General features: G+C 65.5%; 22 protein-coding genes. 8 read left to right on the plus strand and 14 right to left on the minus strand.

Annotated features, from left to right (window positions below; translation table 11 throughout):
• Window positions 1-73 precede the first annotated feature (73 nt).
• Complete coding sequence (locus BI327_RS19735) at window positions 74-1,207, plus strand: nitronate monooxygenase (RefSeq protein WP_076862463.1); 1,134 nt, start codon at window positions 74-76, stop codon at window positions 1,205-1,207.
• A 142-nt stretch (window positions 1,208-1,349) separates the two neighbouring features.
• Complete coding sequence (locus tag BI327_RS19740; protein ID WP_076862464.1) at window positions 1,350-2,861, plus strand: acetyl-CoA acetyltransferase; 1,512 nt, start codon at window positions 1,350-1,352, stop codon at window positions 2,859-2,861.
• 205 nt (window positions 2,862-3,066) lie between these two features.
• On the opposite strand, the gene BI327_RS19745 is transcribed toward BI327_RS19740, so the two are convergent.
• The 7 genes from BI327_RS19745 to ltnD form a co-directional block, all read right to left on the minus strand.
• Window positions 3,067-4,272 (minus strand): efflux RND transporter periplasmic adaptor subunit, encoded by a 1,206-nt coding sequence (locus tag BI327_RS19745; RefSeq protein ID WP_076862465.1) that lies wholly within the window; start codon window positions 4,270-4,272, stop codon window positions 3,067-3,069.
• On the minus strand, window positions 4,259-7,438 hold the full coding sequence (locus BI327_RS19750; protein ID WP_076862466.1) for an efflux RND transporter permease subunit: 3,180 nt from the start codon (window positions 7,436-7,438) through the stop codon (window positions 4,259-4,261). Before BI327_RS19750 ends, BI327_RS19745 begins: the two co-directional genes overlap by 14 nt.
• Entirely contained in the window at window positions 7,435-7,770 is a 336-nt protein-coding gene (locus tag BI327_RS19755) for a hypothetical protein (protein WP_076862467.1), read from the minus strand. The genes BI327_RS19750 and BI327_RS19755 overlap by 4 nt, the downstream gene beginning before the upstream one ends.
• Window positions 7,771-7,817: 47 nt before the next feature.
• Window positions 7,818-9,509 carry a methyl-accepting chemotaxis protein gene (locus BI327_RS19760; RefSeq protein WP_076862468.1) on the minus strand — a complete coding sequence of 564 codons (1,692 nt, stop codon included), beginning with the start codon at window positions 9,507-9,509 and terminating at the stop codon, window positions 7,818-7,820.
• 191 nt (window positions 9,510-9,700) lie between these two features.
• Entirely contained in the window at window positions 9,701-10,981 is a 1,281-nt protein-coding gene (gene otnK / locus BI327_RS19765) for a 3-oxo-tetronate kinase (RefSeq protein WP_076862469.1), read from the minus strand.
• Window positions 10,978-11,760: a 2-oxo-tetronate isomerase gene (otnI, locus tag BI327_RS19770; protein ID WP_076862470.1), complete on the minus strand. Its 783-nt coding sequence runs from the start codon at window positions 11,758-11,760 to the stop codon at window positions 10,978-10,980. Before otnI ends, otnK begins: the two co-directional genes overlap by 4 nt.
• Before the next feature lie 12 nt (window positions 11,761-11,772).
• A complete protein-coding gene (gene ltnD, locus BI327_RS19775; RefSeq protein ID WP_076862471.1) occupies window positions 11,773-12,684 on the minus strand; it encodes an L-threonate dehydrogenase in 912 nt (303 codons plus the stop codon).
• Between the two features lie 76 nt (window positions 12,685-12,760).
• Here ltnD and BI327_RS43570 point away from each other — a divergent pair, with 76 nt between their 5' ends.
• From BI327_RS43570 to BI327_RS19785, 3 genes are read left to right on the plus strand one after another with little or no spacing between them, the layout of a single operon-like run.
• Window positions 12,761-12,883, plus strand: coding sequence for a hypothetical protein (locus tag BI327_RS43570; protein WP_283807805.1), 123 nt, complete (start codon window positions 12,761-12,763; stop codon window positions 12,881-12,883).
• The gene (gene otnC / locus BI327_RS19780) at window positions 12,880-13,536 is read left to right on the plus strand and encodes a 3-oxo-tetronate 4-phosphate decarboxylase (protein WP_076862472.1); all 657 of its coding nucleotides are present in this window, start codon (window positions 12,880-12,882) and stop codon (window positions 13,534-13,536) included. Before BI327_RS43570 ends, otnC begins: the two co-directional genes overlap by 4 nt.
• A 17-nt stretch (window positions 13,537-13,553) precedes the next feature.
• Entirely contained in the window at window positions 13,554-13,856 is a 303-nt protein-coding gene (locus BI327_RS19785; RefSeq protein ID WP_076862473.1) for a hypothetical protein, read from the plus strand.
• Between the two features lie 272 nt (window positions 13,857-14,128).
• Here BI327_RS19785 and BI327_RS19790 read toward each other — a convergent pair whose 3' ends face one another.
• From BI327_RS19790 to BI327_RS19815, 6 genes are all read right to left on the minus strand, one after another.
• The gene (locus BI327_RS19790; protein WP_076862474.1) at window positions 14,129-14,833 is read right to left on the minus strand and encodes an ABC transporter ATP-binding protein; all 705 of its coding nucleotides are present in this window, start codon (window positions 14,831-14,833) and stop codon (window positions 14,129-14,131) included.
• Window positions 14,817-15,548 carry an ABC transporter ATP-binding protein gene (locus BI327_RS19795; RefSeq protein ID WP_076862475.1) on the minus strand — a complete coding sequence of 244 codons (732 nt, stop codon included), beginning with the start codon at window positions 15,546-15,548 and terminating at the stop codon, window positions 14,817-14,819. Before BI327_RS19795 ends, BI327_RS19790 begins: the two co-directional genes overlap by 17 nt.
• The gene (locus BI327_RS19800; RefSeq protein ID WP_076862476.1) at window positions 15,545-16,522 is read right to left on the minus strand and encodes a branched-chain amino acid ABC transporter permease; all 978 of its coding nucleotides are present in this window, start codon (window positions 16,520-16,522) and stop codon (window positions 15,545-15,547) included. Before BI327_RS19800 ends, BI327_RS19795 begins: the two co-directional genes overlap by 4 nt.
• Window positions 16,522-17,400 (minus strand): branched-chain amino acid ABC transporter permease, encoded by an 879-nt coding sequence (locus BI327_RS19805; RefSeq protein WP_076862477.1) that lies wholly within the window; start codon window positions 17,398-17,400, stop codon window positions 16,522-16,524. Before BI327_RS19805 ends, BI327_RS19800 begins: the two co-directional genes overlap by 1 nt.
• A gap of 175 nt (window positions 17,401-17,575) precedes the next feature.
• Window positions 17,576-18,823, minus strand: coding sequence for an ABC transporter substrate-binding protein (locus tag BI327_RS19810; RefSeq protein ID WP_076862478.1), 1,248 nt, complete (start codon window positions 18,821-18,823; stop codon window positions 17,576-17,578).
• An 85-nt stretch (window positions 18,824-18,908) separates the two neighbouring features.
• Window positions 18,909-19,727 carry a putative hydro-lyase gene (locus tag BI327_RS19815; RefSeq protein ID WP_076862479.1) on the minus strand — a complete coding sequence of 273 codons (819 nt, stop codon included), beginning with the start codon at window positions 19,725-19,727 and terminating at the stop codon, window positions 18,909-18,911.
• 120 nt (window positions 19,728-19,847) lie between these two features.
• On the opposite strand from BI327_RS19815, the gene BI327_RS19820 reads away from it, so the two are divergent.
• The 3 genes from BI327_RS19820 to BI327_RS19830 are packed head-to-tail and all read left to right on the plus strand — an operon-like array spanning window position 19,848 to window position 22,987.
• A complete protein-coding gene (locus tag BI327_RS19820; protein WP_076862480.1) occupies window positions 19,848-20,780 on the plus strand; it encodes a LysR family transcriptional regulator in 933 nt (310 codons plus the stop codon).
• 14 nt (window positions 20,781-20,794) lie between these two features.
• Complete coding sequence (locus BI327_RS19825) at window positions 20,795-22,045, plus strand: Zn-dependent hydrolase (RefSeq protein WP_076862481.1); 1,251 nt, start codon at window positions 20,795-20,797, stop codon at window positions 22,043-22,045.
• Window positions 22,046-22,075: 30 nt separating this feature from the next.
• The gene (locus BI327_RS19830; protein ID WP_076863073.1) at window positions 22,076-22,987 is read left to right on the plus strand and encodes an NAD(P)-dependent oxidoreductase; all 912 of its coding nucleotides are present in this window, start codon (window positions 22,076-22,078) and stop codon (window positions 22,985-22,987) included.
• Between the two features lie 340 nt (window positions 22,988-23,327).
• Here the strand turns inward: BI327_RS19830 and BI327_RS19835 are convergent, their stop codons facing one another.
• Complete coding sequence (locus BI327_RS19835; protein WP_076862482.1) at window positions 23,328-24,404, minus strand: tartrate dehydrogenase; 1,077 nt, start codon at window positions 24,402-24,404, stop codon at window positions 23,328-23,330.
• Between the last annotated feature and the right edge of the window lie 149 nt (window positions 24,405-24,553).

Here is a 24,553-nt window from a genome sequence, read left to right on the forward strand (position 1 = left end):
ACCGTCCTGCGCTAGCGTCGCAGGGGCTGACGCCAACAAGCACAAGAAGCAGCCGCCGGGAGAGAACCAGCCCATGAAATCACCGATCTGCGACATGCTGGGAATCGATTTCCCCCTGCTCGCTTTCAGCCATTGCCGCGACGTGGTGGCAGCGGTCAGCCGCGCCGGCGGCTTCGGCGTGCTCGGCGCGACCGCGCATTCGCCGGAAACACTGGAGCAGGAGCTGAAGTGGATCGACGCGCATGTCGACGGCAAGCCCTACGGCATCGACGTGCTGATCCCGGAAAACATCTCGACCGCGGGTGAGAAGAACGTCACCTGGAAGAGCCTCGAGGCGCGCGTCTCGCAGGAACATCGCGACTTCACCCGCAATCTGCTGAAGAAGTACGATATCGAGCTGACCAGCCGGAATGTCGCCGATAACCAGCCGCAGCCGTTCGATGCCGAGACCGCGCTCCAATTACTGGACGTCTCGTTCCGCCATCCGATCAGGCTGATCGCCAACGCGCTCGGCGTGCCGCCGAAGGCGATGATCGAGATGGGCCGCAAGCACGGCGTGCCGGTCGCGGCGCTGGTCGGCTCCAAGGAGCACGCGCTGCGCCAGGTCGCGGCCGGCGTCGACATCCTGGTCGCGCAGGGCACCGAGGCCGGCGGCCATTGCGGCGAAGTCTCGACCATGGTGCTGGTGCCCGAGGTGATCAAGGCGGTGAAAAATATCCGCGACGTGCCGGTGCTCGCCGCCGGCGGCATCATGACCGGCAGCCAGATGGCGGCCTGCATGGCGATGGGCGCGGCCGGCGCATGGACCGGCTCGGTGTGGCTCGCCACCGTGGAGTCGGAGACCTCGGAGATCTTCCGCGAGAAGATGATCGCGGCCTCCTCGCGCGACGCGATCCGCTCCAAGGGGCGCACCGGCAAGCCGGCGCGGCAGCTCCGCTCGGTGTGGACCGACGCCTGGGACCGCTCGCCGGACAGCCCCGGCGCGCTGCCGATGCCGCTGCAGAGCATCATCAGCCGCGACGCCTTCAACGCGATCGACCGCGCCGCCGCTGCCGGCAACGAGAAGGCCCGCGACCTCGTCAGCTACTTCGTCGGCCAGGGTGTCGGCCTTGTCGACAGCGTCAAATCCGCCGGCGCCGTGGTGCAGGAGTTCAAGGAAGAGTTTGTCGAAGCCGTCGAGCACATGAATGCGCTGATGGCGGAATAGTATGCCCACCGTCGTCATTGCGAGGAGCGGAGCGACGAAGCAATCCATCCATCCCCGTGCCGAGAAATGGATTGCTTCACTTCGCTCGCAATGACGCCTCAAACAAGCATCGAATCCAATACCGCAGAGTGAAACAACAAGAATGTCGAACAGCATCCCCGAAGACCGCATTCCCGTCATCGTCGGCGTCGGCGAGATCGTCGATCGTCCAAAGGACATCGCCGCCGGCCTCGAGCCGCTCACGCTGCTGGAGGAGGCGCTGAAGCGCGCCGAGGCGGACAGCGGCGCAAAGCTGCTCGCCGACGTGCAGTCGCTCGATGTCGTCAACTTCCTGAGCTGGCGCTACCGCGATCCCGAGAAGCAGCTTGCGAAGCGGCTCGGCATTGCGCCCGCGCATCTTTATTACGGCCCGGTTGGCGGCGAGAGCCCGATCCGCTATCTGCACGAGGCGGCGCAGCGCATCGCGCGCGGCGAATGCAGCGTCGCGGCGGTGTGCGGCGCGGAGGCGCAGTCGACCGCGACCAAGGCGCAGCGCACCGGCGTCGAGCTGCCGTGGACGCCGTTCGCGCATGACGTCGAGGAGCCGAAGCGCGGCGCCGCGTTCCAGAAGCCGATGGCCGTTGCGCTCGGCGTGTTCCGGCCGATCACGGTCTATCCACTCTATGAGTCCGCGACCTCGGCGCATTGGGGCCAGACGCCGCGCGAGGCGCTGAAGGAATCCGGCGACCTTTGGTCGACCTATGCACGGGTTGCCGCCGACAACCCGAACTCCTGGCTGAAGAAGAAGTTCAGCGGCGACGAAATCACCACGGCAACGCCCGATAACCGCATGATCGCCTGGCCGTATACGAAACTGATGGTGGCGAACCCGACCGTGAACATGGGCGGCGCGCTGATCCTGACCAGCCTCGCGAAGGCGCGCGCGGCCGGCGTGCCCGAGGAGAAACTGATCTATCCGCTCGGCGGCGCCTCGGCGGAGGAGCCGCGCGACTACCTGATCCGCGACCAGTTCGTCGAGAGCCACGCGCAGACTGCGGTGCTGAAGACGGTGATGGATCTCGTCGGCGGCGACGGCAAAAAGTTCGACGCGATCGAGCTCTATAGCTGCTTCCCCTGCGTGCCGAAGATGGCGCGCCGGACGCTCGGCCTGGGCAGCGACGTGCAGCCGACCGTGACGGGCGGCCTGACGTTCTTCGGCGCGCCGCTCAACACCTACATGACGCATTCGGCCTGCGCGATGGTGCGCAAATTGAGAAGCGGCGGCACGCTCGGCCTGCTCTACGGCCAGGGCGGCTTCGTCACCAAGCACCATGGCCTGGTGCTGTCGCGCGCGGCGCCACAGGCCGCGCTCAAGCAGGACACCTCCGTGCAGGCGGAAGCCGATGGCAACCGGCGCAACGTGCCCGAGTTCACCGACAAGGCCGGCGGCAAGGGCAAGGTCGAGGCCTTCACCGTGATCTATCGCGCCAATGGCGAGGTCGAGCACGGCGTCACCATGCTGCGCACCGAGGACGGCCGTCGCACGCTCGGCCGCATTCCGGCGAGCGACACCGCGACGCTGGCCTATCTGCAGAGCATGGATCGCACGCCGGTCGGCACCACGGGCAACATCGTCGCCGCCGGTGACGGCATGCTGGAATGGCGGGTGGGTTAGTTCTCTGAGCTCCCTCGCCCCGCTCTCTTGTCCGCCGAAGCCCGCCTTCGGGCGAAGGCGGATGCGGGGAGAGGGTTGGGGTGAGGGGCTCTTACCACGAGCCGTGACCGCTGTGGGACCTGTACCCCCTCACCCGGATCGCATTGGCATGCGATCCGACCTCTCCCCGCAAGCGGGGCGAGGTAAGAGGGACGCCGCGGCGTCCCTACCCCTTTACATCCTGCTTTTCGGAGGCCGTGGTCGGCTTGCCCTTGGTGGCGCCGGCACCGGTGACGCGGACATGATCGCCGTCGGCGAGGCCATCCGGCGGGGCGGTGATGATGCGGTCGTCGGGCGCGAGGCCCGAGGCGAGCTCGATCTCCTTGCCGAGGTCGCGGCCGATCGTCACGGTCTTGAACAGCACCTTGTCGTCGGGGCCGACGGTTGCGACCCGCAGGCCGCTGCTGTTGAAGATCAGCGCGCTGGCGGGAATGCTGAGCGGCGTGGAGTCGCGCTGCAGATTGAGCTTCACGCTGGCGTAGCTGCCCGGCATCAGTTCGCCGGAGGAGTTATCGAGCCCGAGTTGCATCCGCGTGGTGCCGGAGGCGACATCGACCGCCTGCGAGGAGGCTTCCACCGTCGCCTGGAATGTGCGGTTCGGGTAGTCCGGCAGGGACAGCGTGGCCTTGGCGCCGATCTTGATCGCCGGCACGTAGTTCTGCGGCACGTTGACATAGACGCGCAGCTTGGTGATGTCGGAGACCGTGAACATCGCGGGGCCCGAATTGCCGCCGGCGTTGATCAGCGCGCCGACATCGGTGTCGCGCGAGGTCACCACGCCGTCGAACGGCGCTGTGATCTTCTTGTAGCCGGCGAGCGCTTCCAGCCGCTCGACATTGGCCTGACCGGCCTTGACCGCGCCGTTCTTGTTGGAGAGGTCGGCAGTGCGCTCGTCAATCTCCTGGGCGGAGACGAAGTTCGAGGCCACCAGCGTCTTGCGCCGGGCCAACGTGGCCTCGGAGAGCTTGGCCGAGGCCTGGGCGCTGGCGAGATCGGCGCGCGCCTGCAGCAATTGCTGGTCGAGGTCGGGCGCCTCGATCTCGGCGATCACCTGGCCGGCCTTGACGCGGGCGCCGATGTCGGCGTCCCAGTTCTTCAGGTAGCCGGACACCCGGGCATAGATCGGCGCGCGGGAATAGGCCTCGAGCCGGCCCGGCAGGTCGATCGTCGGGCTCAGCGCCTTGGCGCTCGGCAGTGCCACCGCAACCGTCGGAATGGCCTGGTCGTCGGTCCATTCCTTCAGCTTGGTGTCCTGCTCCTCACGGGCGCGGATCCCGGTGCCGACGATCAGCCCCGCGCCGACCAGTGCAACCACGCCGAATATGCCCAATCTCCGGCCGGACACCGGTGGGCGCTTTTCAGTGGGCTGCATGCGGAATCTCCGATGAGGCGGCGGCTTTGGCGCCTTGCTTCTTGTGTACCATACTGAATACCACGGGAACAAACATCAGCGTCGCTGTTGTGGCGAAGATCAGGCCTCCGATCACGGCGCGGCCGAGCGGCGCGTTCTGCTCGCCGCCCTCGCCGAGCCCCAGCGCCATCGGCGCCATGCCGATGATCATGGCGAGCGCGGTCATCAGCACCGGGCGGAACCGGACGAAGCCGGCCTCCAGGGCGGCCGCGACGGGGTCGCCGAGCTCCTCATAGCGTTCGCGGGCGAAGCTGATCACGAGCACGCTGTTGGCGGTGGCGACGCCCATGCACATGATGGCGCCGGTCAGCGCCGGAACCGACAGCGTGGTCTGGGTCGTGAACAGCATCCAGACGATGCCGGCCAGCGCCGCGGGCAGCGCCGTGATGATCACGAACGGGTCCGACCAGGACTGGAAGTTCACCACGATCAGGAAATAGATCAGGACGACCGCGCCGAGCAGGCCGAACAACAGGCCGGTGAAGGCCGAGTTCATGGTCTGCACCTGGCCGAGCAGCACCACGGACGAGCCCTTCGGCACCTCCTTGGCGGTGTCCGCGATCAGCTGGCGCACATCGGTCGCGACGCCGCCGAGATCGCGGCCCTGCGTCGTGGCGTAGATCTGCACCAGCGACTGGATGTCGTATTGCGACACCACCGCGCTCGAGGTCGCGCGCTTGATGTCGGCGATGCCGCCGAGGATCGGCGCCTGGGTGTTGCCGGTCGCGGTGATCGGCAGGGTCTGCAGCGCGCTCAGCGAGTCGATCTGGTATTGCGGCGTCTGCATCACGATCGAATACGAAACGCCGTTGTCCGGATTGAGATAATAGGTCGGCGCCACCTGCGACGAGCCGGCAAGGTTCACCACCAGCGCGTTGGTGACGTCGCGCTCGGTCAGGCCGACATATTGCGCGCGGGTGCGGTCGACATCGATGTTGAAGGTCGGGTTGTTCGGCGACTGCTGGATCCGCGCGTCGGCGATGCCGGGAATGCGCTTGATCTTGGCCAGCAGCTTGTTGGCATAGGCGTAGTTGGCCTCGAGATTGGCACCGCGGATCTGCAGATCGATTGGCGCCGGCGCGCCGAAGTTCAGGATCTGGCTGACGATGTCGGCCGGCAGGAAGGAGAAGCTGGTGCCCGGGAACAGCCGCGGCAACTGCTCACGCAGCGTGCGCACGTGCTCCTCGGTCGGCTTGTGACCTTCCTTCAGCTTGATCTGGATGTCGGCATCCTGCGGGCCGATCACGCCGGTGTTGTTGTAGGTCAAATTGATGCTGGAGATCGGCATGCCGATGTTGTCGGTCATGGTCTCGATCTCGCCCGGGATCAGCTTGCGGATCGCCTTCTGGACGTCCGCCATCTGGTTGGCGGTCTCCTCGACGCGGGTGCCGACCTGGGTGCGGACATGCATCAGGATGTTGCCGGCGTCGACCGCCGGGAAGAAGTTGCGGCCGAGGAACGGCACCAGCAGGAACGACGCGGCCACGACCGCGAGGAAGCCGCCGACGAACACCTTGCGATGGCCGAGCGCCATCGCAAGCAGGCCGTGGTAGCCGCCGCGGATACGCTCGAACCGGGCCTCGAAGCCGCGCTGGAACCAGACAAAGGGATTGCGCGACTTCGGGGGCGCGCCTTCGTGATGGACATGCGCCTGCAGCAGATAGTTCGCCATCGTCGGCACCAGGGTGCGCGACAGGATGAACGACCAGATCATCGCGAACATCACAGCTTCGGCCATCGGCACGAACAGGAAGCGCGCGACACCGGTGAGGAAGAACATCGGCACGAACACGATGCAGATACAGAGCAGCGAGACGAAGGCCGGCGTCACGATCTGGTTGGCGCCGTCGAGGATCGATTGCTCGACCGGCTTGCCCTGCTCCAGATGGTAATTGATGTTCTCGATCGTCACCGTGGCGTCGTCGACCAGGATGCCGACCGCGAGCGCAAGGCCGCCGAGCGTCATGATGTTGAGCGTCTCGCCGATCAGGGACAGCATGATGATGGCCCCTAACACCGACAGCGGGATCGACACCGCGATGATGACGGTCGAGCGCCAGCTGCCGAGGAACAGCAGGATCATCACGCTGGTCAAGAGCGCCGCGATCACACCCTCGAAGGCGACGCCGCTGATCGCGCCGCGGACGAACACCGACTGGTCGCCGACGAAGCCGATCTTGAGCGCGTCCGGCAGCTGGTCCTTGACCTCGATCACCTTCTGCTTGATGCCGGCGATGATATCGAGCGTCGAAACCGCACCGGCCTTCAGCACCATCATCAGCACCGAGCGGTTGCCGTCGACGTGGACGATGTTGGTCTGCGGCGGGTTGCCGTCGCGGACGGTGGCGACGTCGCGCACATAGACCATCGCACCGTTAACGGTCTTGATCGGCAGGTCGCCGAGCTCCTCGATACGCAGCGGCGAGTTGTTCAGATTGATGGTGTACTCGAAACTGCCGATCTTCTGGGTACCGACCGGCGTGATCAGGTTCTGGGCGGCGAGCGCATTGGCGACGTCCTGGCCCGACAGGCCGCGCGCCTGCAGCGCGGTCGAGTTGAGGTCGATCTGGATCTGGCGCTGCTTGCCGCCATACGGATAGGGGATCGCGGCGCCGGGCACCGTGACCAACGGCGTGCGCAACTGGTTGATGCCGATATCGGCGAGGTTCTGCTCGGTCAGGCCGTCACCCGACAGCGCGACCTGGACGATCGGAACCGTCGAGGCGCTGTAGTTGAGGATCAGCGGCGGCGTCGCGCCCGGCGGCAGCTGCTTGAGCAGGGTCTGGGCGATCGCCGTGACCTGCGCGTTGGCGGTGCGGATGTCGACGTTCGGCTGGAAGAAGATCTTGACGATGCCGATGCCGTTATAGGAGTTCGCAACGATGTGCTCGATGTCGTTGACCGTCGTGGTCAGCACACGCTCGAACGGAGTTGTGATGCGCCCCGACATCTGGTCGGGAGGCAGACCGGTGTACGACCAGGCCACGCCGATCACGGGGATGCGGATTTCGGGAAAGATGTCGGTCGGCGTGCGCAGTGCCGCCAGCGGTCCGATAATCAGCAGCAGGATCGCGAGCACGACGAAAGTATACGGCCGGCTCAGCGCGATACGGACCAGTGCGATCATAAAAACAGCATTCCCGAAATGAAGCCCGCCCAGGCGGAGGAATCGACATTGCAAAAGCCGTTCCGCAGCGGCCGATTTACCCGATGCCCGGGCAAAATGCCAACCCGCGCAGCCGCGAGCGCCTTCACTTCCTTGGCATAGTGCGTGAGCCTGCGTGCGCCGATCGGCTGGGCCGGGCGCAGCGCCACCGGTCGCGCTCGGATCATCGTCAAAAAGAGACAGCTCTGCTGCGAATGCGAGCCGGCCGAGGACGCCCTTTCGACTGACGCGACGCCAACGCATCGCAGCTCTGCAAAAATGCAAAACGTGGTGAGCCGGCCGGCCCACCACATTGCTGTTTCGTTGCCCGAGACAAATGCGGGCAGTCCGCCCGCCGGCGTCAGGCCGCGCGGACGGCCTCGAGGAACCTGCCGACCTCGAGCTTGAGGCGGTTGCTGTCTCCCGACAGCGACTGCGCCGCCGACAGCACCTGGCTCGACGCCGAGCCGGTCTCGTTGGCGCCGTGCTGGACGTCGGTGATGTTGGCCGAGACCTGCTGGGTGCCCTGCGCCGCCTGCTGCACGTTGCGGGAGATTTCCTGGGTCGCCGCGCCCTGCTCTTCGACCGCGGCGGCGATCGTGGAGGAGATCTCCGACAGCCGCTCGATGGTCGACGAGATTTCCTTGATCGCGCCGACCGACTCCTGGGTCGCGGTCTGGATCCCGGCGATCTGCTGGCCGATCTCGCCGGTCGCCTTGGCGGTCTGCTCGGCCAGAGCCTTCACCTCGGACGCGACCACTGCAAAGCCGCGGCCGGCTTCGCCGGCGCGCGCCGCCTCGATGGTGGCATTGAGCGCCAGCAGATTGGTCTGGCCGGCGATCGTGTTGATCAGTTCGACGACGTCGCCGATGCGTGCGGCGGCCTTCGACAGCTCGCTGACGCGATCGTTGGTGGTGCGCGCCTGGCCGACGGCGTCGCCGGCCATCCGCGCCGATTCCTGCACCTGACGGCTGATCTCGGTGACCGACGACGATAGCTCCTCGGTCGCCGACGCCACCGACTGGACGTTGGTCGAGGCCTCCTCGGAGGCCGCGGCGACCGAGGTGGTCAGCTCCTGCGAACGCCTTGCGGTCGACGACAGCGTAGAGGCCGAGGCTTCAAGCTGGGTCGAGGCCGACGATACGGTCTGCACGATCTCGCCGATCATCTGCTCGAAATTGCGGGTGATGGTATCGACCCGGCGGCCGCGCTCGATCTTGGCTTCGGCATCGGCGGCCGCGGCCTCGTCAGCGGTCTTCTTGGCGATCAGGGCTTCCTTGAACACCTGCAGTGTGTCGGCCATCGCGCCGATCTCGGTCTTCTCGCCCTGGTGCGGCACGACGGCGGTGAGGTCGCCGCGGCCCAGCGCCTGCATCGGGTTCACGATCGAGGCGATCCCGGACGAGACGTCGCGGATCATCAGGAAGCTGACGCCGACGCCGACGATGATGGCGGCGCCAAGGATCATCGCAAGCAGCATGACGGCCGACGCGTAGCTGTTCGCCGCGTCCCGCGCCGCCTTGTCGGCACCGGCGTTGTTGAGATCGATGTCCTTGCGCAGGATCTCGTCCGCCTCGAGGCCGATCTTGTTCACCGTCTTGGCGTTCAGCTCATGTGCGTCGTGCTGGATCTTGCCGGCATCCTTGCGCGACAGAGCCATGACCTCTTCGGTGCCCTTCTTGTAGCGGGTCCAGGTGTCGACCCATTGATTGTAGAGCGCGCGCTCCTCCGGCGAGGTGATCATCGGCTCATAGGTCGCGCGGGCCTTGGAGTTGGCTTCGACCACCATCGCAAGGGTCTTTTCCTGCGCGAGCTTCTCGTCCAGCGTCTCGGACAGCATGTGCTCGCGGATCACGTTGCGATAGGTGATGACCCCGGCCCGCAACTCGCCGAGCACGCGCACGCTCGGCAACCAGCTCGTCGTGATGTCGACGGTGTTGGCATTGATCGACCGCAAGTTCATGACCGCGAGCAGGCCCATGCCTGTCGTCGCGACGAGCAGGAACGCAACCACGGCAATGATCTTGGCGCGGATCGAGTATTTGGCGAACATCTTGGGGTCTCTTGGATATCGGGCTCGCGAAGCCCGATCGAATGGCTGGGGGCGCGGCGGGACGCCACAGACATCAAAGCCACCCCCCCTCCTTAAGTAGGGTTAATTTGATTCCCCGTTGAACTACTGAGATGCCGGTCACGTCAGTGACGTGATGCGCGAGAGGCGCATCAGGATGTGCGAGAGGCGCATCAGGGCATCAATGCCAGCGCATCCGAGAAGAACTCCGGCCCGCCGAAATTGCCTGATTTCAAGGCAAGCACCATCTCGCCCCTTCCAGACCCGACCGCGCGCAGAACCGGCACGCCCGCCGCGATTTCCGCGCCGACCAGGAATCCCGGGATACCCAGGCGATCGACCACGGCGCCTGAAGTTTCACCACCGGCGACCACCAGCCTGTGCACCCCCGACTGCACCAGACCATCCGCGATGTCGGCCATGGCCTGCTCGATCGCATGTCCGGCTGCATCGCGGCCATGACGGGATTGCAGAGCTGCCACCTCGTCCGGGGTCGAGCTGCTCGCGATCAGCACCGGTCCGTCGCCGAGCCGATCCCTGGCCCAGGCAAGCGCGCGCTGCGCCTCGTCCTTGCCGGCGATCACCCGCTCGGGGTCGAGGTGCAGGACCGGCATCACCTTCTCAGCGCTGGCGATCTGGCGCAGGGTCGCCTGGGAACAACTGCCGGCGAGGCACGCCGCGGGGCCTCCGATCGGCGTTCCAAGCGCCGTATCCGGTTTGGCGTTGCCGGCGGCGGCCAGCGTCCGCGCCAATCCAAGCCCGATCCCGGAGGCGCCGACCGAGAGACGATGATCCAGCGCCACCTGCCCGATGGTCTCGAGGTCGCGGTCGAACACCGCGTCGATGATGGCGGCACCGACGCCGCTCTGCGCGAGCTCGGCGAGCTTCACCCGAACGGCATCGGCGCCGCGGGCGAGCGTCGCGAGATCGACCAGGCCGACCTTGGTCTTGCTCTGACGCGCCAGCACGCGGACCAGATTGGAATCGTGCATCGGGTTGAGCGGATGGTCCTTCAGCGGGCTCTCGTTCAGCGGCACCGAGCCAACGAACAGATTGCCCTGATAGACGGTGCGGCCGGTTTCCGGGAACGCCGGCGTCACCAGCACGATGCTGTCCTTGGAGTCGGCCCGCAGCGCGTCCATCACCGGGCCGATATTGCCGGCATCGGTGGAATCGAAGGTCGAGCAGATCTTGAACAGGATGTGTTTGACGCCGCGGCCGCGCAGCCAGCTTTCCGCGGCGCGCGAGCGCGTCACGGCAAGGCCCGCCTCGATCGAGCGGCTCTTCAGCGACACAACGACGGCGTCGACCTCGGGCAGCGCGAGATCGGAGGCCGGCACGCCGATGGTCTGCACCGTGCGCAGGCCGGCGCGGGTCAGCGTGTTGGCGAGGTCGGAGGCGCCGGTATAGTCGTCGGCGATGCAGCCGAGCGACAGTTTCGCAGCTGATGTCACGGCTTCACTCCGGCATAGGGCTTGAACCAGGCGAGGCCGTCTGACGTCTTGCCGCGCGGATTGTATTCGCAGCCGACGAAGCCGCCATAGCCGAGCCGGTCAAGCTCGCCGAACAGGAACGGATAGTTCAGCTCCTCGCCGTCGGGCTCGTTGCGCGAGGGGATCGAGGCGATCTGGATGTGGCCGATAATCGGCATCATCTCGCGCAGCCGCATGGTGACGTCGCCGTGGATGATCTGGCAGTGATAGATGTCGAATTGCAGCTTGAGGTTCGCCATCTTCAACTCATTGATGACATCGCGCGCGAAGATGAAGTCGTTGAGGAAGTAGCCGGGCACGTTGCGCGGATTGATGGGCTCGATCACGACGTCGAGGCCGTGCGGCGCGAAGAACTCCGCGGCATAGGCGACCGACTTGCGGAAGGCGGCGACCGCCCTGGCGTCGCCGCGGTCGGCAATGCCCGCCATCAGATGCACCCGCTTGACGCCGGTCGCCTGCACATAGGGCAGCGCGGTCTTCAGGCTCGCTTGCAGATCGGCGAAGCGATCCGGCAGCGCAGCAAAGCCCTTCTCGCCGGCGTTCCAGTCACCCGGCGGCAGGTTGAACAGCGCCTGCGTCAGTCCGGCGTCTTTCAGACGTTTGCCGACCTCCTCGGCCGGATGGTCGTACGGAAACAGGAATTCGACCGCGGTGAAGCCCGCTTTCGCCGCGGCGTCGAAACGGTCGAGGAACGGGACCTCGTTGAACATCATGGTGAGGTTGGCGGCAAAGCGGGGCATTGCAAAATCCTCTTATTTCGCGCCGGGAAGCTTGGTGCCGGTGACCTGCGCATACATCCGCGCCACCGACGCATCGTCGTCGCGGCCCATGCCGGCGGCCGCCGTCATCAGGAACATCTGCAACGCCGCGGCCGAAACCGGCACCGGGAAGCGCGCACTGCGCGCCATGTCCTGGATGATGCCGAGGTCCTTGACGAAGATCTCCACCGCGCTGCGCGGCGTATAATCGCCATCGAGCACATGCGGCATGCGATTCTCGAACATCCAGGAATTGCCCGCGGAGGCCGTGATCACCTCATAGACCTTCCTGATATCGAGGCCCTGCTTGGCCGCGAATGCGATCGCCTCGGAGGCGGCCGCGATGTGCACGCCGGCCAGCAATTGATTGATCATCTTGAACGCGGCGCCCTGCCCGGCCGCATCGCCGAGCTCGTAGAGTTTTGCCGCCATCGCATCCAGCGCCGGCCGCGCCTTCGCAAAGGCCGCCGCGCTGCCGGAGGCGAGAATGGTCAACTCGCCTTGCGCCGCGCGCTGCGCGCCACCGGAGATCGGCGCATCGAGATAGTGCCGGCCGGTCGCCTCCAGCTGTTTTGCGAGGCGCCGCGCGATGTCGGGGTCCATCGTTGCCGAGGAGATGAAGACCGCGTCCTTGGCCAGGGTCTCGGCAGCGCCCTCCTTGCCGAACAGGATGGCCTCGGTCTGCGCCGCATTGACGACCACGCTGACGACGATATCGGCATCCCTGGCCGCCTCGGCCGGCGTTTTCGCGCCCTTGCCGCCGTCAGCCACGAAGCGCGCGACCGCATCGGCCGACACGTCGCAGCCGGTCACCGCGAGGCCGGCGCGCCTCAGCGAGGTCGCCATGCCGTATCCCATTGACCCCAGCCCGATGACGGCGACGTGTGGCGTTGCGGAACTGGACATAAGGCGATCCCTCGAACATCTTTAGTTGTTTGAACATTTTCGGAAAACCGGCTTTCACTCTTCCCGATCATGCTCGTTGCTGCTTGCCTATCACGGCTTGGCCGCGCTGCCAAAGCATGAGACAAAGCCGCAAACGGATGGCGCCGAAGAAAACGCCAAGGAAAGCGGCAAGGAAAGCGCCGAGAGCGAAACCGGATGAGCGAAACAAAGCTTCGTGAGGACATCTGCCGTTTCGGCCGCTCGCTGTTCGAGCGCGGGCTGACGCCGGGATCCTCGGGCAATATCAGCGTCCGGCTCGACGATGGCGGCTGGCTGGTGACGCCGACCAACGCCTCGCTCGGCTTCCTCGATCCGGCGAAAATGTCGCGGCTCGACGCCAACGGCCGGCTGGTCTCCGGCGATGCCCCGACCAAGGAAGTGCCGCTGCACACCGCGCTCTACCAGACCCGCACCAGCGCCGGCGCCGTGGTCCATCTGCACTCGACCCAGTCGGTCGCACTCTCGATGCTGCCCGAGGTCGACCCGCGCGCCGTGTTGCCGGCGATGACGGCCTATTATGTCATGAAGTGCGGCCAGACCGCGCTGGTGCCGTATTATCGCCCCGGCGACCCCGCCGTGGCCGACGCGATCAGGGGGCTGGCCGGGAAATATTCATCGGTGCTGCTCGCCAATCACGGCCCCGTCGTCTCCGGCGACACGCTGGAAGCGGCGGTGTTCGCGACCGAGGAGCTGGAGGAAACCGCCAAACTCTATCTGCTGCTGCGCGGGCTGAACCCGCGCTATCTCTCGCCCGAACAGGTGGCGGATTTGACCAGGACATTCGGGCTCGTGCTGCCGGATCAACCTCACTAGATCAAGCGGAGGATCGTATGCGGAAGACAGTTATGATGAAGTTCACGGGCTTGGCATTAGCGGCGCCGTTCGCCGTCGGCCTTGCGGCATCGGACGCACGGACCGAAGAGACCTTGCCAGGCATGCTGGCAACCCAGCTGCGCGCGCAGGGCTATGCCTGCGACAAGCCGCTCAAGGCCGAGCGGGACGACAAGCTCTCCAAGCCCGACAACGAGGCGTGGACGCTGACCTGCAGCAACGCCACCTACCGCATCAGCCGCGTGCCCGATCTCGCCGCCAAGGTCGAGAAGGTCGAAGAGGCTAAGGAACAGGGCAAGTAGGCTGCGTGGGCTGGCTCGGTAGTAGCCCGCATGAGCGCAGCGATATGCGGGACCAGCGCTCCCGGATGTCGCTTCGCTCATCCGGGCTACGAGCTACTCGCTACAAACTCCGGCGTCATCCTGAGGTGCGAGCGGAGCGAGCCTCGAAGGATGGGGTTACGGCGGTGTGTGCGGCCATCCTTCGAGGCGCGCCGAAGAGGCGCGCACCTCCAGCGACAAAGGCTTCGCCTTTGCGCGGGGATGACGTCTGAGTGCGCGGATGTGCCCTTCCGTCAAAGCCCCAGATACGCCTTGCGCACGTCGGGATTGCTGCTGATCTCGGCTGCCGTGCCCTGCATCAGCACGCGGCCGGTTTGCAGGATGTAGGCGCGGTCGGCGATCTCGAGGCATTCGGCCATGCGCTGCTCGACGATCAGGACCGTCATGCCGGCGTCGCGGATGCGCTTCACGGCCTGGAATATCTCATCGACCAGTTTCGGCATGATGCCCTGCGACGGCTCGTCGAGCATCAGCAGGCGCGGCCGCGTCATCAGCGCGCGGCCGATCGCAAGCATCTGCTGCTCGCCGCCGGACAGCGTCTCGGCGCGCTGCTCGAGCCGTTCGCCGAGCCGCGGGAACAGATTGAACACCAGATCGAGCGGCGCATCGCGGTCGGACTTGCTGCGATAGAGGTAGCTGCCGAGCCGCAGATTGTCGCTTACCGACAGCCGCGGAAACAGCCGGCGGTTCTCCGGCACGAAGGCGATGCCGCCGGCCGTGATGACGTGCTGCGGCTGGCCGTCGATGCGCTTGCCGTCGAAGGTGACGGTGCCCGCGCGCGGGCGCTCGGCGCCGGCGATCGATTTCAGCAGCGTCGACTTGCCCGCACCGTTGGCGCCGGCGACGCAGACGATCTCGCCCTTGGTGACGTCGATCGACACCGAGGAGATCGCGACCAGGCCCTGATAGGCGGTGGTGACTTCACGCACCGACAGCATGACGATCCCCGAGATAGGCGGAAATGACTTCCGGATTGCGGACGACCTCGTTGGGCTTGCCCTCGACCAGCACCTTGCCGAGATTGAGCACGATGGCGCGGTCGACCAGCGGCATCACGATTTCCATCACATGCTCGACCATCAGCACGGTGACGCCGGTGGCGCGCACCTTGCGCACCAGCTCGACGCCGGTCTGGGCCTCGACCGGCGTCAGCCCGGTGAGGACTTCGTCGAGCAGCAAAAGCTTCGGCTCGGTCGCCAGCGCGCGGGCAACTTCGAGTCGGCGCTTCTCCGACGGAACGAGATCGGCGGCGAGCTTATCGGCGCGCGCGGCAAGGCCGCAGAACTCGAGGACCTCATAGGCCTTCTGCCGCGCGATGCGCATCTTGGTGTTGCGGATCAGCGCGCCGACGATGACGTTGTCGATCACGGTCATGGTCTCGAAACTCTTGACCACCTGGAAGGTGCGCCCGACGCCGCGCTGGCAGCGCTCCGCCGCCGGCAGCCTTGTGACGTCCTCGCCATCGAAGATGATCGAGCCTTGGGTTGGCGGCAGCACACCCGCGATCAGGTTGAACAGCGTCGACTTGCCGGCGCCGTTCGGGCCGATCAGGCCGACGATCTCGCCGCGCCCGACCGAGATCGAGACGTCGCTGTTGGCGACGAGGCCGCCGAAGCGCTGCCAGACGCCACGGGTCTCCAGCAGAGCCGTCATCGTGCGGCCCCCTTGCGCAAGGAGAACACGCTGACCAGGCCGCGCGGCAGCGCCAGCGAGATCGCGACGATCAGCGCGCCATAGACGATCAGGTCGACGCCGCGGCCGGAGCCGCCGACGAACGAGCGCGTCAGCTCGGTGAGCGGGATCAGGATGACAGCGCCGAGCACCGGCCCCCATAGCGTACCGATACCGCCGAGCACCGCGGGCAGTGCCATCAGCAGCGAGAACTGGAAGCCCATCACGCTTTCAGGGTCGATATAGGACACGAACTGGGCGTAGAAGCTGCCGCCGACGGCGACCAGGAAGGCCGAGACCGCCGCCGCGCCCATCTTGGAATTGAACACGACCACGCCGAGGCTTTCGGCGGCGTCCGGATTGTCCTTCACCGCGCGCCACCAATAGCCCCATTTGGAATCTTCCAGCCACCAGGTGACGAACCAGGCGATGCAGGCCAGCGCCAGCGCGAAATAGAAGTACGGCAGCTTCGAGCGGGTGAACTGGAATTTCAGCCAGCTGTCGCCCCGCACCGGGATATCGATGCCGAGCGCTGCGCCCGCCCAATCCCAGTTCTGGATCAAAAGCAGCGCGATTTCGGCGATCACGATGGTCGCGATCACGAAATAATGCCCGCGCAGGCGGAAGCACGGATAGCCGAGCGCCATCGCGATCACGGCCGAGATCGCCCCGCCCGCCAGCATGCCGAACCACGGCAGCACGCCGAACTTGGTGAACAAGAGCGCCGTGGTATAGGCACCGAGCCCGAAATAGAGCGCATGGCCGAGCGAGATCTGTCCGCAATAGCCGGACAGGATGTTCCAGCTCTGCGACAGCGCCGCATACATCAGCGTCAGCACCATGATGTTCTGGACGTAGACGTCCTTGACGAACAGCGGCACCAGCGCGGCGATCACCGCGAGGCAGGCCGCCATGATCAGGTCACGCCTGCGGCGTTGGGCGAAGTGGGTGTCCATCACATCGATCCGAACAGGCCGCGCGGGCGGATGAAGACGACCAGGAGATAGACGGCATAGATGCCGACCGATTTCAGCGACGGCGGCAGGATCAGCGCTGTTGTCGCCTCTACCAGCCCGACGATGATGCCGCCGGCAAAGGCGCCGAACACGCTGCCGAAGCCGCCGAGCGCCACGGTGACGTAGGCGATCAGGGCGAACGAGGCGCCGACGTCGGGATAGATGTAGAAGAAGATCGCCATGATGGCGCCGGCGAGACCGACCAGCGCTGCACCCAGGCCCCAGCCCAGCGCGAACACCCGGTTCTTGTCGATGCCGACCAGCGCCACCGCGCCGGCGTCCTCGCGCGTCGCCTCCAGCGCCCGGCCGAAATCGGTACGGTTGATGAAGAAGTAGAGCGCGACGAAGGCCGCGATCGACAGCATCGCGCCGATCAGCTGCGGCTCCGGCAGATAGATGCCGGCGATCGACACCGTCTTGCCGCCGACCCAGGAGTTGGTGACGCTGCGGTAGTCGGGCGTGAAGAAGAACTGGGCGAGGCCCCGCATCACGATCGCAAGGCCGAAGGTCGAGAAGATCTGCACCATGCCGGCATTGGCCTTGGCGCGCATCGCGAAGCGGACGATCAACAGATAGACCACCGCGCCGAACACGAACAAGGCCGCGGCGACCAGCGGCGCCGCGAGCAAGGGATCGATCGCGAAGAACGCGAACAGGAAGAAGGTCACGTACATCGCGATCATCAGGAACTCGCCATGCGCGAAGTTCACGACGTCCATCAATCCGAAGATCAATGCGAGGCCTGCGGCGATCAGCCCGTAGAGCAGCCCCATCAGGAGGCCGCTCGCCAAACTCTGGATAATGGTCTCGGCTGTCACCGTTGCGCCCCGGTCAATGTATGGCCCCAGCGTCGTCCTGGCGAAAGCCAGGACCCATAACCACAAATGCATCGGTAGGAAAGACAACAACCAATCATCGCAAAACGCCTGCCTGGGGTAATGGGTCCCGGGTCGCGCTTCGCTTGCCCGGGACGACGAGAACGTGGCCGACCGATCAGCTGTTCATCGGCCAGATCGCCTCGGAGACGGCGGCCTGTTCCGGGAAGATCGTCACGAAGTTCTTCGCGGTATATTGCAGCAGCACCGGATCGGCGAAGTTGTTTTGCCCCATCTCGTCGAACTTGACGCGCCGCCAGGGCATGATGGTGACGTCGCCCGGCATGTCGGTCGCAACCAGCGCCTCGCGGATCTTCTCGCCGTCGGTCGACTTGGCCCGGTTGACGGCATCAGCCATGATGATGAGGCCCATGAACTGGCGCGACGTATAGTCGTTGAAGTCCTTGCCGGACTTGGCGCGGTACATCTCGTTGATGAGACCGACCATCGGCCGCTTCTGCGCCAGGTCGAGCGAGAAGCTGCCGCGCGAGATCACGCCCTCGAGCTTGTCGCCAACCGCGTCATAAGTCGCCTTTTCCGAGAAGCCGGCGTCCTGCGCCATGATGTTCTTCGGCTTGTAGCCGAGCTCGGCCATGGTCTTGACCAGCAGGATCGAGTCGGTGGTGTAGCTCGACGGCATCAGCACGTCGGCATTGGCCGCCTTGAGCTGCTGCACCTCGGCGGTGAGCGACGGCGAGTTGGCGCGGTACTTGATGTCGGCCACGATCTTGTAGCCACGCTCGGCGGCGAGCTTGGTCTGCGCGTTCGCCGAATCGGTGCCGAAGATGGTGTCCTCGTGGAACAGCGCCAGCGTCTCGATCTTCTGGCCCTTCTTCTTCATCGCATCGAAGAAGTCGAACATCGCCGCCGAGAACATCTCGTCATGCGGCGAGGCGCGGAAATAGAATTTGAGGCCGCGGCGATGCAGGCTCGGCGAGGAATTGTCGGCCGAGATGAACGGCACGCCGTAGCGCTCGCAGGTCTGGCTGACGGTGACGGCGACCGCGCTCTGATAGGTGCCGACGACGGCGCAGACCTTCTCCTGGGTGATCAGGCGCTCGGTCTCGGCGCGGCCCTTCTGCGGATCGGCCTGGTGGTCGGCGAACACCAGCTTGACCTTGGCGCCGCCGAGGCCGGACAGGCCCTCGCCCTTGGCGAGCGGCAGCGCGAAATCGTAGTTCTTGTTGATGATGTCGGCCGCGGTGTTGAAGGCATGCTGCGCGTCGACGCCGATCGCGGCGCTGGAGCCGGACAGCGGGTAGATCACGCCGATTGCCACTTCGCTGGTTTGCGCGCGCGCGGCAATCGGGCCGAGGGCTGCGGCAGCGGTGGCACCCAGCAACACGTTACGGCGAGAGATCGTCATTGAAATTTCCCCTTCAGCTCTGTTCTTATCGATGTGACGCTTGTAGCGCGCAGTAAAGCCTCAATGAATTGCACGAATTGCCTATTCAGAGCACAGCGAGCTGCTTGTTCCTGAGATCGGTCACCAGCATCAGCCCCGGCGCATGCGTGATCGCAAACGGCGGCTTCGCAGCTGCGATCACCGATTGCGGCGTCACGCCACAGGCCCAGAACACCGGGATCTCGTCATCGGCCACCGGCACCGCGTCGCCGTAATCGGGCTTGGCGATATCCTGGATGCCGATCGCATGCGGGTGGCCGAGATGCACGGGCGCGCCGTGCACCGACGGGAAGCGCGAGGTGATCTGCACCGCACGGATCGCATCCGCCGGCTTGAACGGGCGCATCGACACCACCATCGGTCCCGCGAACGGCCCCGACGGCTGGCAGGCGATGTTGGTCCGGTACATTGGCACACGCAAATTGCGTTCAATATGACGGATCGGCAGCCCGTCATCCAGCAGCGCCTCCTCGAACGAGTAGGAGCAGCCAAGCACGAAGGTGACGAGGTCGTCGCGCCAGTATTTGGTGATGTCGGTCGGCTCGTCCGCCACCTCGCCGTCGCGCCAGACCCGGTAGCGCGGCACGTCGGTGCGGATGTCGAGGTCGAGGCCGAGCGCGGGAATCCTGAAATCGCCGGCATCGGACATGCCGATGATCGGGCACGGCTTCGGATTGAGCTGGCAGAAGCGGTGGAAGGCGCCGGCGAGCTTCTCCGGCAGGATCGCGAGATTGCCCTGGACGAACCCGTTGGCGAGACCGGCCGTGGTGGCCGACGCCCCGCCGTCACGGCAGGCGCGCCGCGCTTCGACGCTCGCCAGCACCGGCTCCTCCTGAGATCGCTGCACTGCCGCAAAAACAGTCATGGGATTCTCCTGCCCATAATCTCGACAAGGACAAACCAACACCAAGCATGATATAATGTCTAATCGTCCTTTCTAATCAAAATCGATAAAGCAGATTTATCGATCGGGAAATTGCTTCCAATGACGGACTTCCGCTCGATCGAAACATTCCTTTGGGTCGTCAAGCTCGGCAGCTTCCGCGGCGCCGCACAGCGGCTCAACACCACCCAGCCGGCGATCTCCCAGCGCATTGCCCAGCTCGAGCGCGAGATGGGCGTCAAGCTGTTGAACCGCGACCACCGGGTGGCCTCACCGACGCCGAGCGGACGGCTGATGATGATCTATGCCGAGAAGCTGATCGGCCTGCGTTCGGAGATGATGGCCGAGGTCGGCGACCGTTCGGCGATGCGCGGCGCGCTGCGGCTCGGTGTCGCGGAGACCATCGTGCACACCTGGCTGCCGCGGCTCGTCAAGAGCGTCAACGAGATCTACCCGAACCTGTCGCTCGAGATCGAGGTCGACATCACGCCGAACCTGACGGCGCGGCTGCTGGCGCAGGAGATCGAGCTCGCCTTCGTGCTCGGACCGGTCTCGGCGTCCGGCGCGCACAACCATGTGCTGTGCGACTACCCGATCGGCTTCCTGGCAAGCCCCGCGCTCGGCCTCGGCGACGGCCCGGTGGCGCGGCAGGATATCGCGCGGTTTCCGATCATCACCTTTCCGCGCAAGACCCAGCCCTACGAGACCGTGCGCGCGCTGTTCAACGCGCCCGATTTGCCGCCGATCCGGCTGCACGCCTCCACCTCGCTCGCGACCGTGATCCACATGGCCAATGAAGGGCTTGGCATTGCGGTGATCCCGGCGGCGATCGTCGAGAACGAGCTTGCCGACGGCCGGCTGCAACTGCTCGACACCGACCTCAAGCTGCCGCCCCTCACCTTCACCGCGAGCTGGCTTGCCTCGCCCGATGCGGTCGCCATCGAGCGCGTCGCCAATCTCGCCCGGCAGATCGCGCAGACCAGCGTGACGGTTGACGGCGCGAGAGTGTCGCGTCATGAAAAAACGGTCGCGTAAAGGGAAGAGCCGCAATGAGCCGAGCCGCAACCAACCTGCAGATCGATTCCGCCCGCCTCTGGGGCACCATCCATGAAACCGCGCAGTTCGGCGCAACGCCAAAGGGCGGCGTGCGGCGGCTGACCCTGAGCGCCGAGGACAAGCAGGTGCGCGACTGGTTCCGCAAGGCCTGCGAGAACGCCGGCCTCGACGTGCAGGTCGATGCGCTCGGCTCGATGTTCGGCCTGCGCAAAGGGCGTGACATGTCGAAGCCGCCGATCGGGGTCGGCTCGCATCTCGACACCCAGCCGACCGGCGGCAAATATGACGGCATCCTCGGCACGCTCGCCGCGCTCGAGATGGTGCGCACGCTGAACGATGCCGGGATCGAGACCGAGCTGCCGATCTGCATCTGCAACTGGACCAACGAGGAAGGCTCGCGCTTCGCGCCGGCGATGATGGCCTCGGCCGCCTATGTCGGCGATTTCACCACCGACGACATCCTGTCGCGCAAGGACGCTGAGGGCGTCACGGTGGCGCAGGCGCTGGACTCGATCGGCTATCGCGGCGATGCACCGGTCGGCCGCCAGAAGTTCTCAGGCTTCGTCGAATTGCATATCGAGCAGGGCCCGATCCTGGAGGCCGAGGGCAAGACCATCGGCGTGGTCGATTCAGGCCAGGGCGTGCTGTGGTACGACGGCAAGATCACAGGCTTCGAAAGCCACGCGGGATCGACCCCGATGCCGCTGCGCCGCGATGCGCTGGCGACGCTGTCGGAAATCGTGCTGGCGATGGAAAGCATTGCCAGGAAGCACGGCCCGAAGGCGGTCGGCACCATCGGCGAGGCCGTGATCGCCGCGCCCTCGCGCAACGTCATCCCCGGCGAGATCGCCTTCACGGTGGATTGCCGCAGCGCCGATGCCGCGATCATGGATGCGCTGGACCGCGACCTGCGTGCGGCCGTCGTCGAGATCGCAGCAAAGCGCAAGGTCGAGGTGCAGCTCGATCTGGTCTGGCGCAAGGCGCCGACGCATTTCGATCCCAAGCTGGTCGACGCCGTCGAGAACGCGGCCAATCAGCTCGGCTATTCGCACCGCCGCATCACCTCGGGCGCCGGCCACGACGCCTGCAACCTCAACACGGTGATGCCGGCCGCCATGGTGTTCGTGCCGTGCAAGGACGGCATCAGCCATAACGAACTGGAAGATGCCACGCAGCCCGATTGCGCCGCCGGCGCCAACGTCCTGATGCATACGGTGCTGGCGCTCGCCGGCGTCGCGTCCTGATCTTCACATCTCCCTTCGATGGAGGCTTTCGTGCGCGCAGTGTTTGTCGACGCCAATGAATCGCTCGCTGTCATCACCGAGCGCCTGGAAAAACCCGGCGATCCCAGGATGCGGATCAACCGCAACCCTGACATCAAGTCCGAGGACTATTCGGCCGTACTCGACGGCGCCGAGATCGCGGTGGTCGATCACACCGCGCTGCCGACAGAAGTTGCGAAGAAGTGCGCCGGCCTGAAACATGTCGTGTTCCTCGGCACCGGCGCGCGCAGCTACATGAACCCGGAAGAGCTCGCCGAGCTCGGCATCTCCGTGCACCTGATCAAGGGCTATGGCGACACCGCGGTCGCGGAGTCCGCGATCGCGCTGATGTGGTCCTCGGCGCGGGTGATCGCGCAGATGGACCGCGAGATGCGCGCCGGCAACTGGCTGCGCGAGGACGGCATGCAGCTCACCGGCAAGACGCTCGGCCTGGTCGGCTTCGGCGGCATTGCCGCCGAGGTGGCCCGTATCGCGCTTGGCAGCGGCATGAAGGTGATCGCCTGGAACCGATCGCCCAAGAGCCATCCGGGCGTCGAATTCACCGAGCTCGACACGGTGCTCGCCAACAGCGACGTGGTCTCGATCCATCTGCTGCTGAACGACGAGACCCGCGGCCTGATCACGCGCGACAAGATCGCGAAGATGAAGAAGGGCGTGGTGCTGATCAACACCGCGCGCGGCGCGATCGTCGACGAGCAGGCGATGATCGATGCGCTCAATTCAGGCCACATCCGCCACGCCGGACTCGACGTCTACAACATCGAGCCGCTGCCGAAGGATCATCCGCTGACCAAGATCCCGAACGTGACGCTGTCGGCGCACTCCGCATTCCGCACGCCCGAGGCGAGCGAGAATCTGATCCATGCGGCATGGGAGCATTGCCGCAGGATCGTGAAGGGATGATGATCTCCTTCCCTGCCGTCGTCCCGGCCAAGCGAAGCGCGAGCCGGGACCCATAACCACCGCTCCACTTTGTTACGAAGGCTGGGGCCACAGCGAGCCATGACAACGGACCCTGTGGTTATGGGTCCCTGCTTTCGCAGGGACGACAGCAACGGTGGGTTAGCGAAGCGTAACCCACCCACGCAGACCTCTTGCCTTCTCCCCCTGTGGGAGAAGGTGGCGCGGACGCAGTCCGCGACGGATGAGCGGTCTGCATCCGCGGAGAGAAACCCCTCACCCGGCTTCGATGCTACCGCATCGAAGCCACCCTCTCCCACAAGGGGAGAAGGTAACAGCAAACTTAGTCCACCATCTCCGCAACCGCCTTGCCGCAGGCGGTGGTGTCGGCATTGCCGCCGAGATCGCGGGTACGCAGCGTACGTTCGCCGAGCGTGCGCTCGATCGCGCCGACGATGGCATCAGCGGCCTGCTTCTCGCCGAGATGTTCCAGCATCATCGCGCCCGACCAGATCATGCCGATCGGGTTGGCGATCCCTTGGCCCGCGATATCGGGCGCCGAGCCGTGCACCGGCTCGAACACCGAGGGGAAATCGCCTTCCGGATTGATGTTGCCCGACGGCGCGATGCCGATCGTGCCGGTGCAGGCCGGGCCGAGGTCGGAGAGGATGTCCCCGAACAGATTGGAGCCGACCACGACGTCGAACCAGTCCGGATGCAACACGAAGTTCGCGGTCAGGATGTCGATGTGGTACTTGTCCCACTTCACGCCCGGATACTTCTTGGCCATCGCCTCCACGCGCTCGTCCCAATAGGGCATGGTGATGGAGATGCCGTTCGACTTGGTCGCCGAGGTCAGGTGCTTCTTCGGCCGCGACTGCGCCAGGTCGAACGCGAATTTCAGGATACGATCGACGCCGGTGCGGGTCATCACGGTCTGCTGGGTGACGAATTCGCGGTCGGTGTCCGGGAACATGCGGCCGCCGACCGAAGAGTATTCGCCCTCGGTGTTCTCGCGCACCACCCAGAAATCGATGTCGCCGGGCTTGCGGTTGGCCAGCGGCGACGGCACGCCGGGCATCAGCCGCACCGGGCGCAGGTTGACGTACTGGTCGAACTCGCGGCGGAACTTGATCAGCGAGCCCCACAGCGAGACGTGATCCGGGATCTTGGCCGGCCAGCCGACCGCGCCGAAATAGATCGCATCGTGCTTGCCGATCTTGTCCTTCCAGTCGGCCGGCATCATCTCGCCGTGCTTCTCGTAATAGTCGTAGGAGGCGAAGTCGAAATGGTCGAACTTGACGTCGACGCCGTGCTTCTTCGCCGCCGCCTCGATCACGCGCAGGCCCTCCGGCATCACTTCCTTGCCGATGCCGTCGCCGGGAATGACCGCAATCCGATACTGCTTTTTGCTGCTCATCGAGAACACCCTTGTGATTTGCCCGGCCGGCAATGCCGCCTATCCTGATCGCCCTGCAATGGACCAAACTTCGCGCCAGCGCAACGCTGCAGTGCAGTGTTGACCGCGGCGCGACCCTGCCCCACCAATTTCGCCGACACCCCACTCCT

This window comes from Bradyrhizobium mercantei (assembly GCF_001982635.1).
Lineage (GTDB): Bacteria > Pseudomonadota > Alphaproteobacteria > Rhizobiales > Xanthobacteraceae > Bradyrhizobium > Bradyrhizobium mercantei.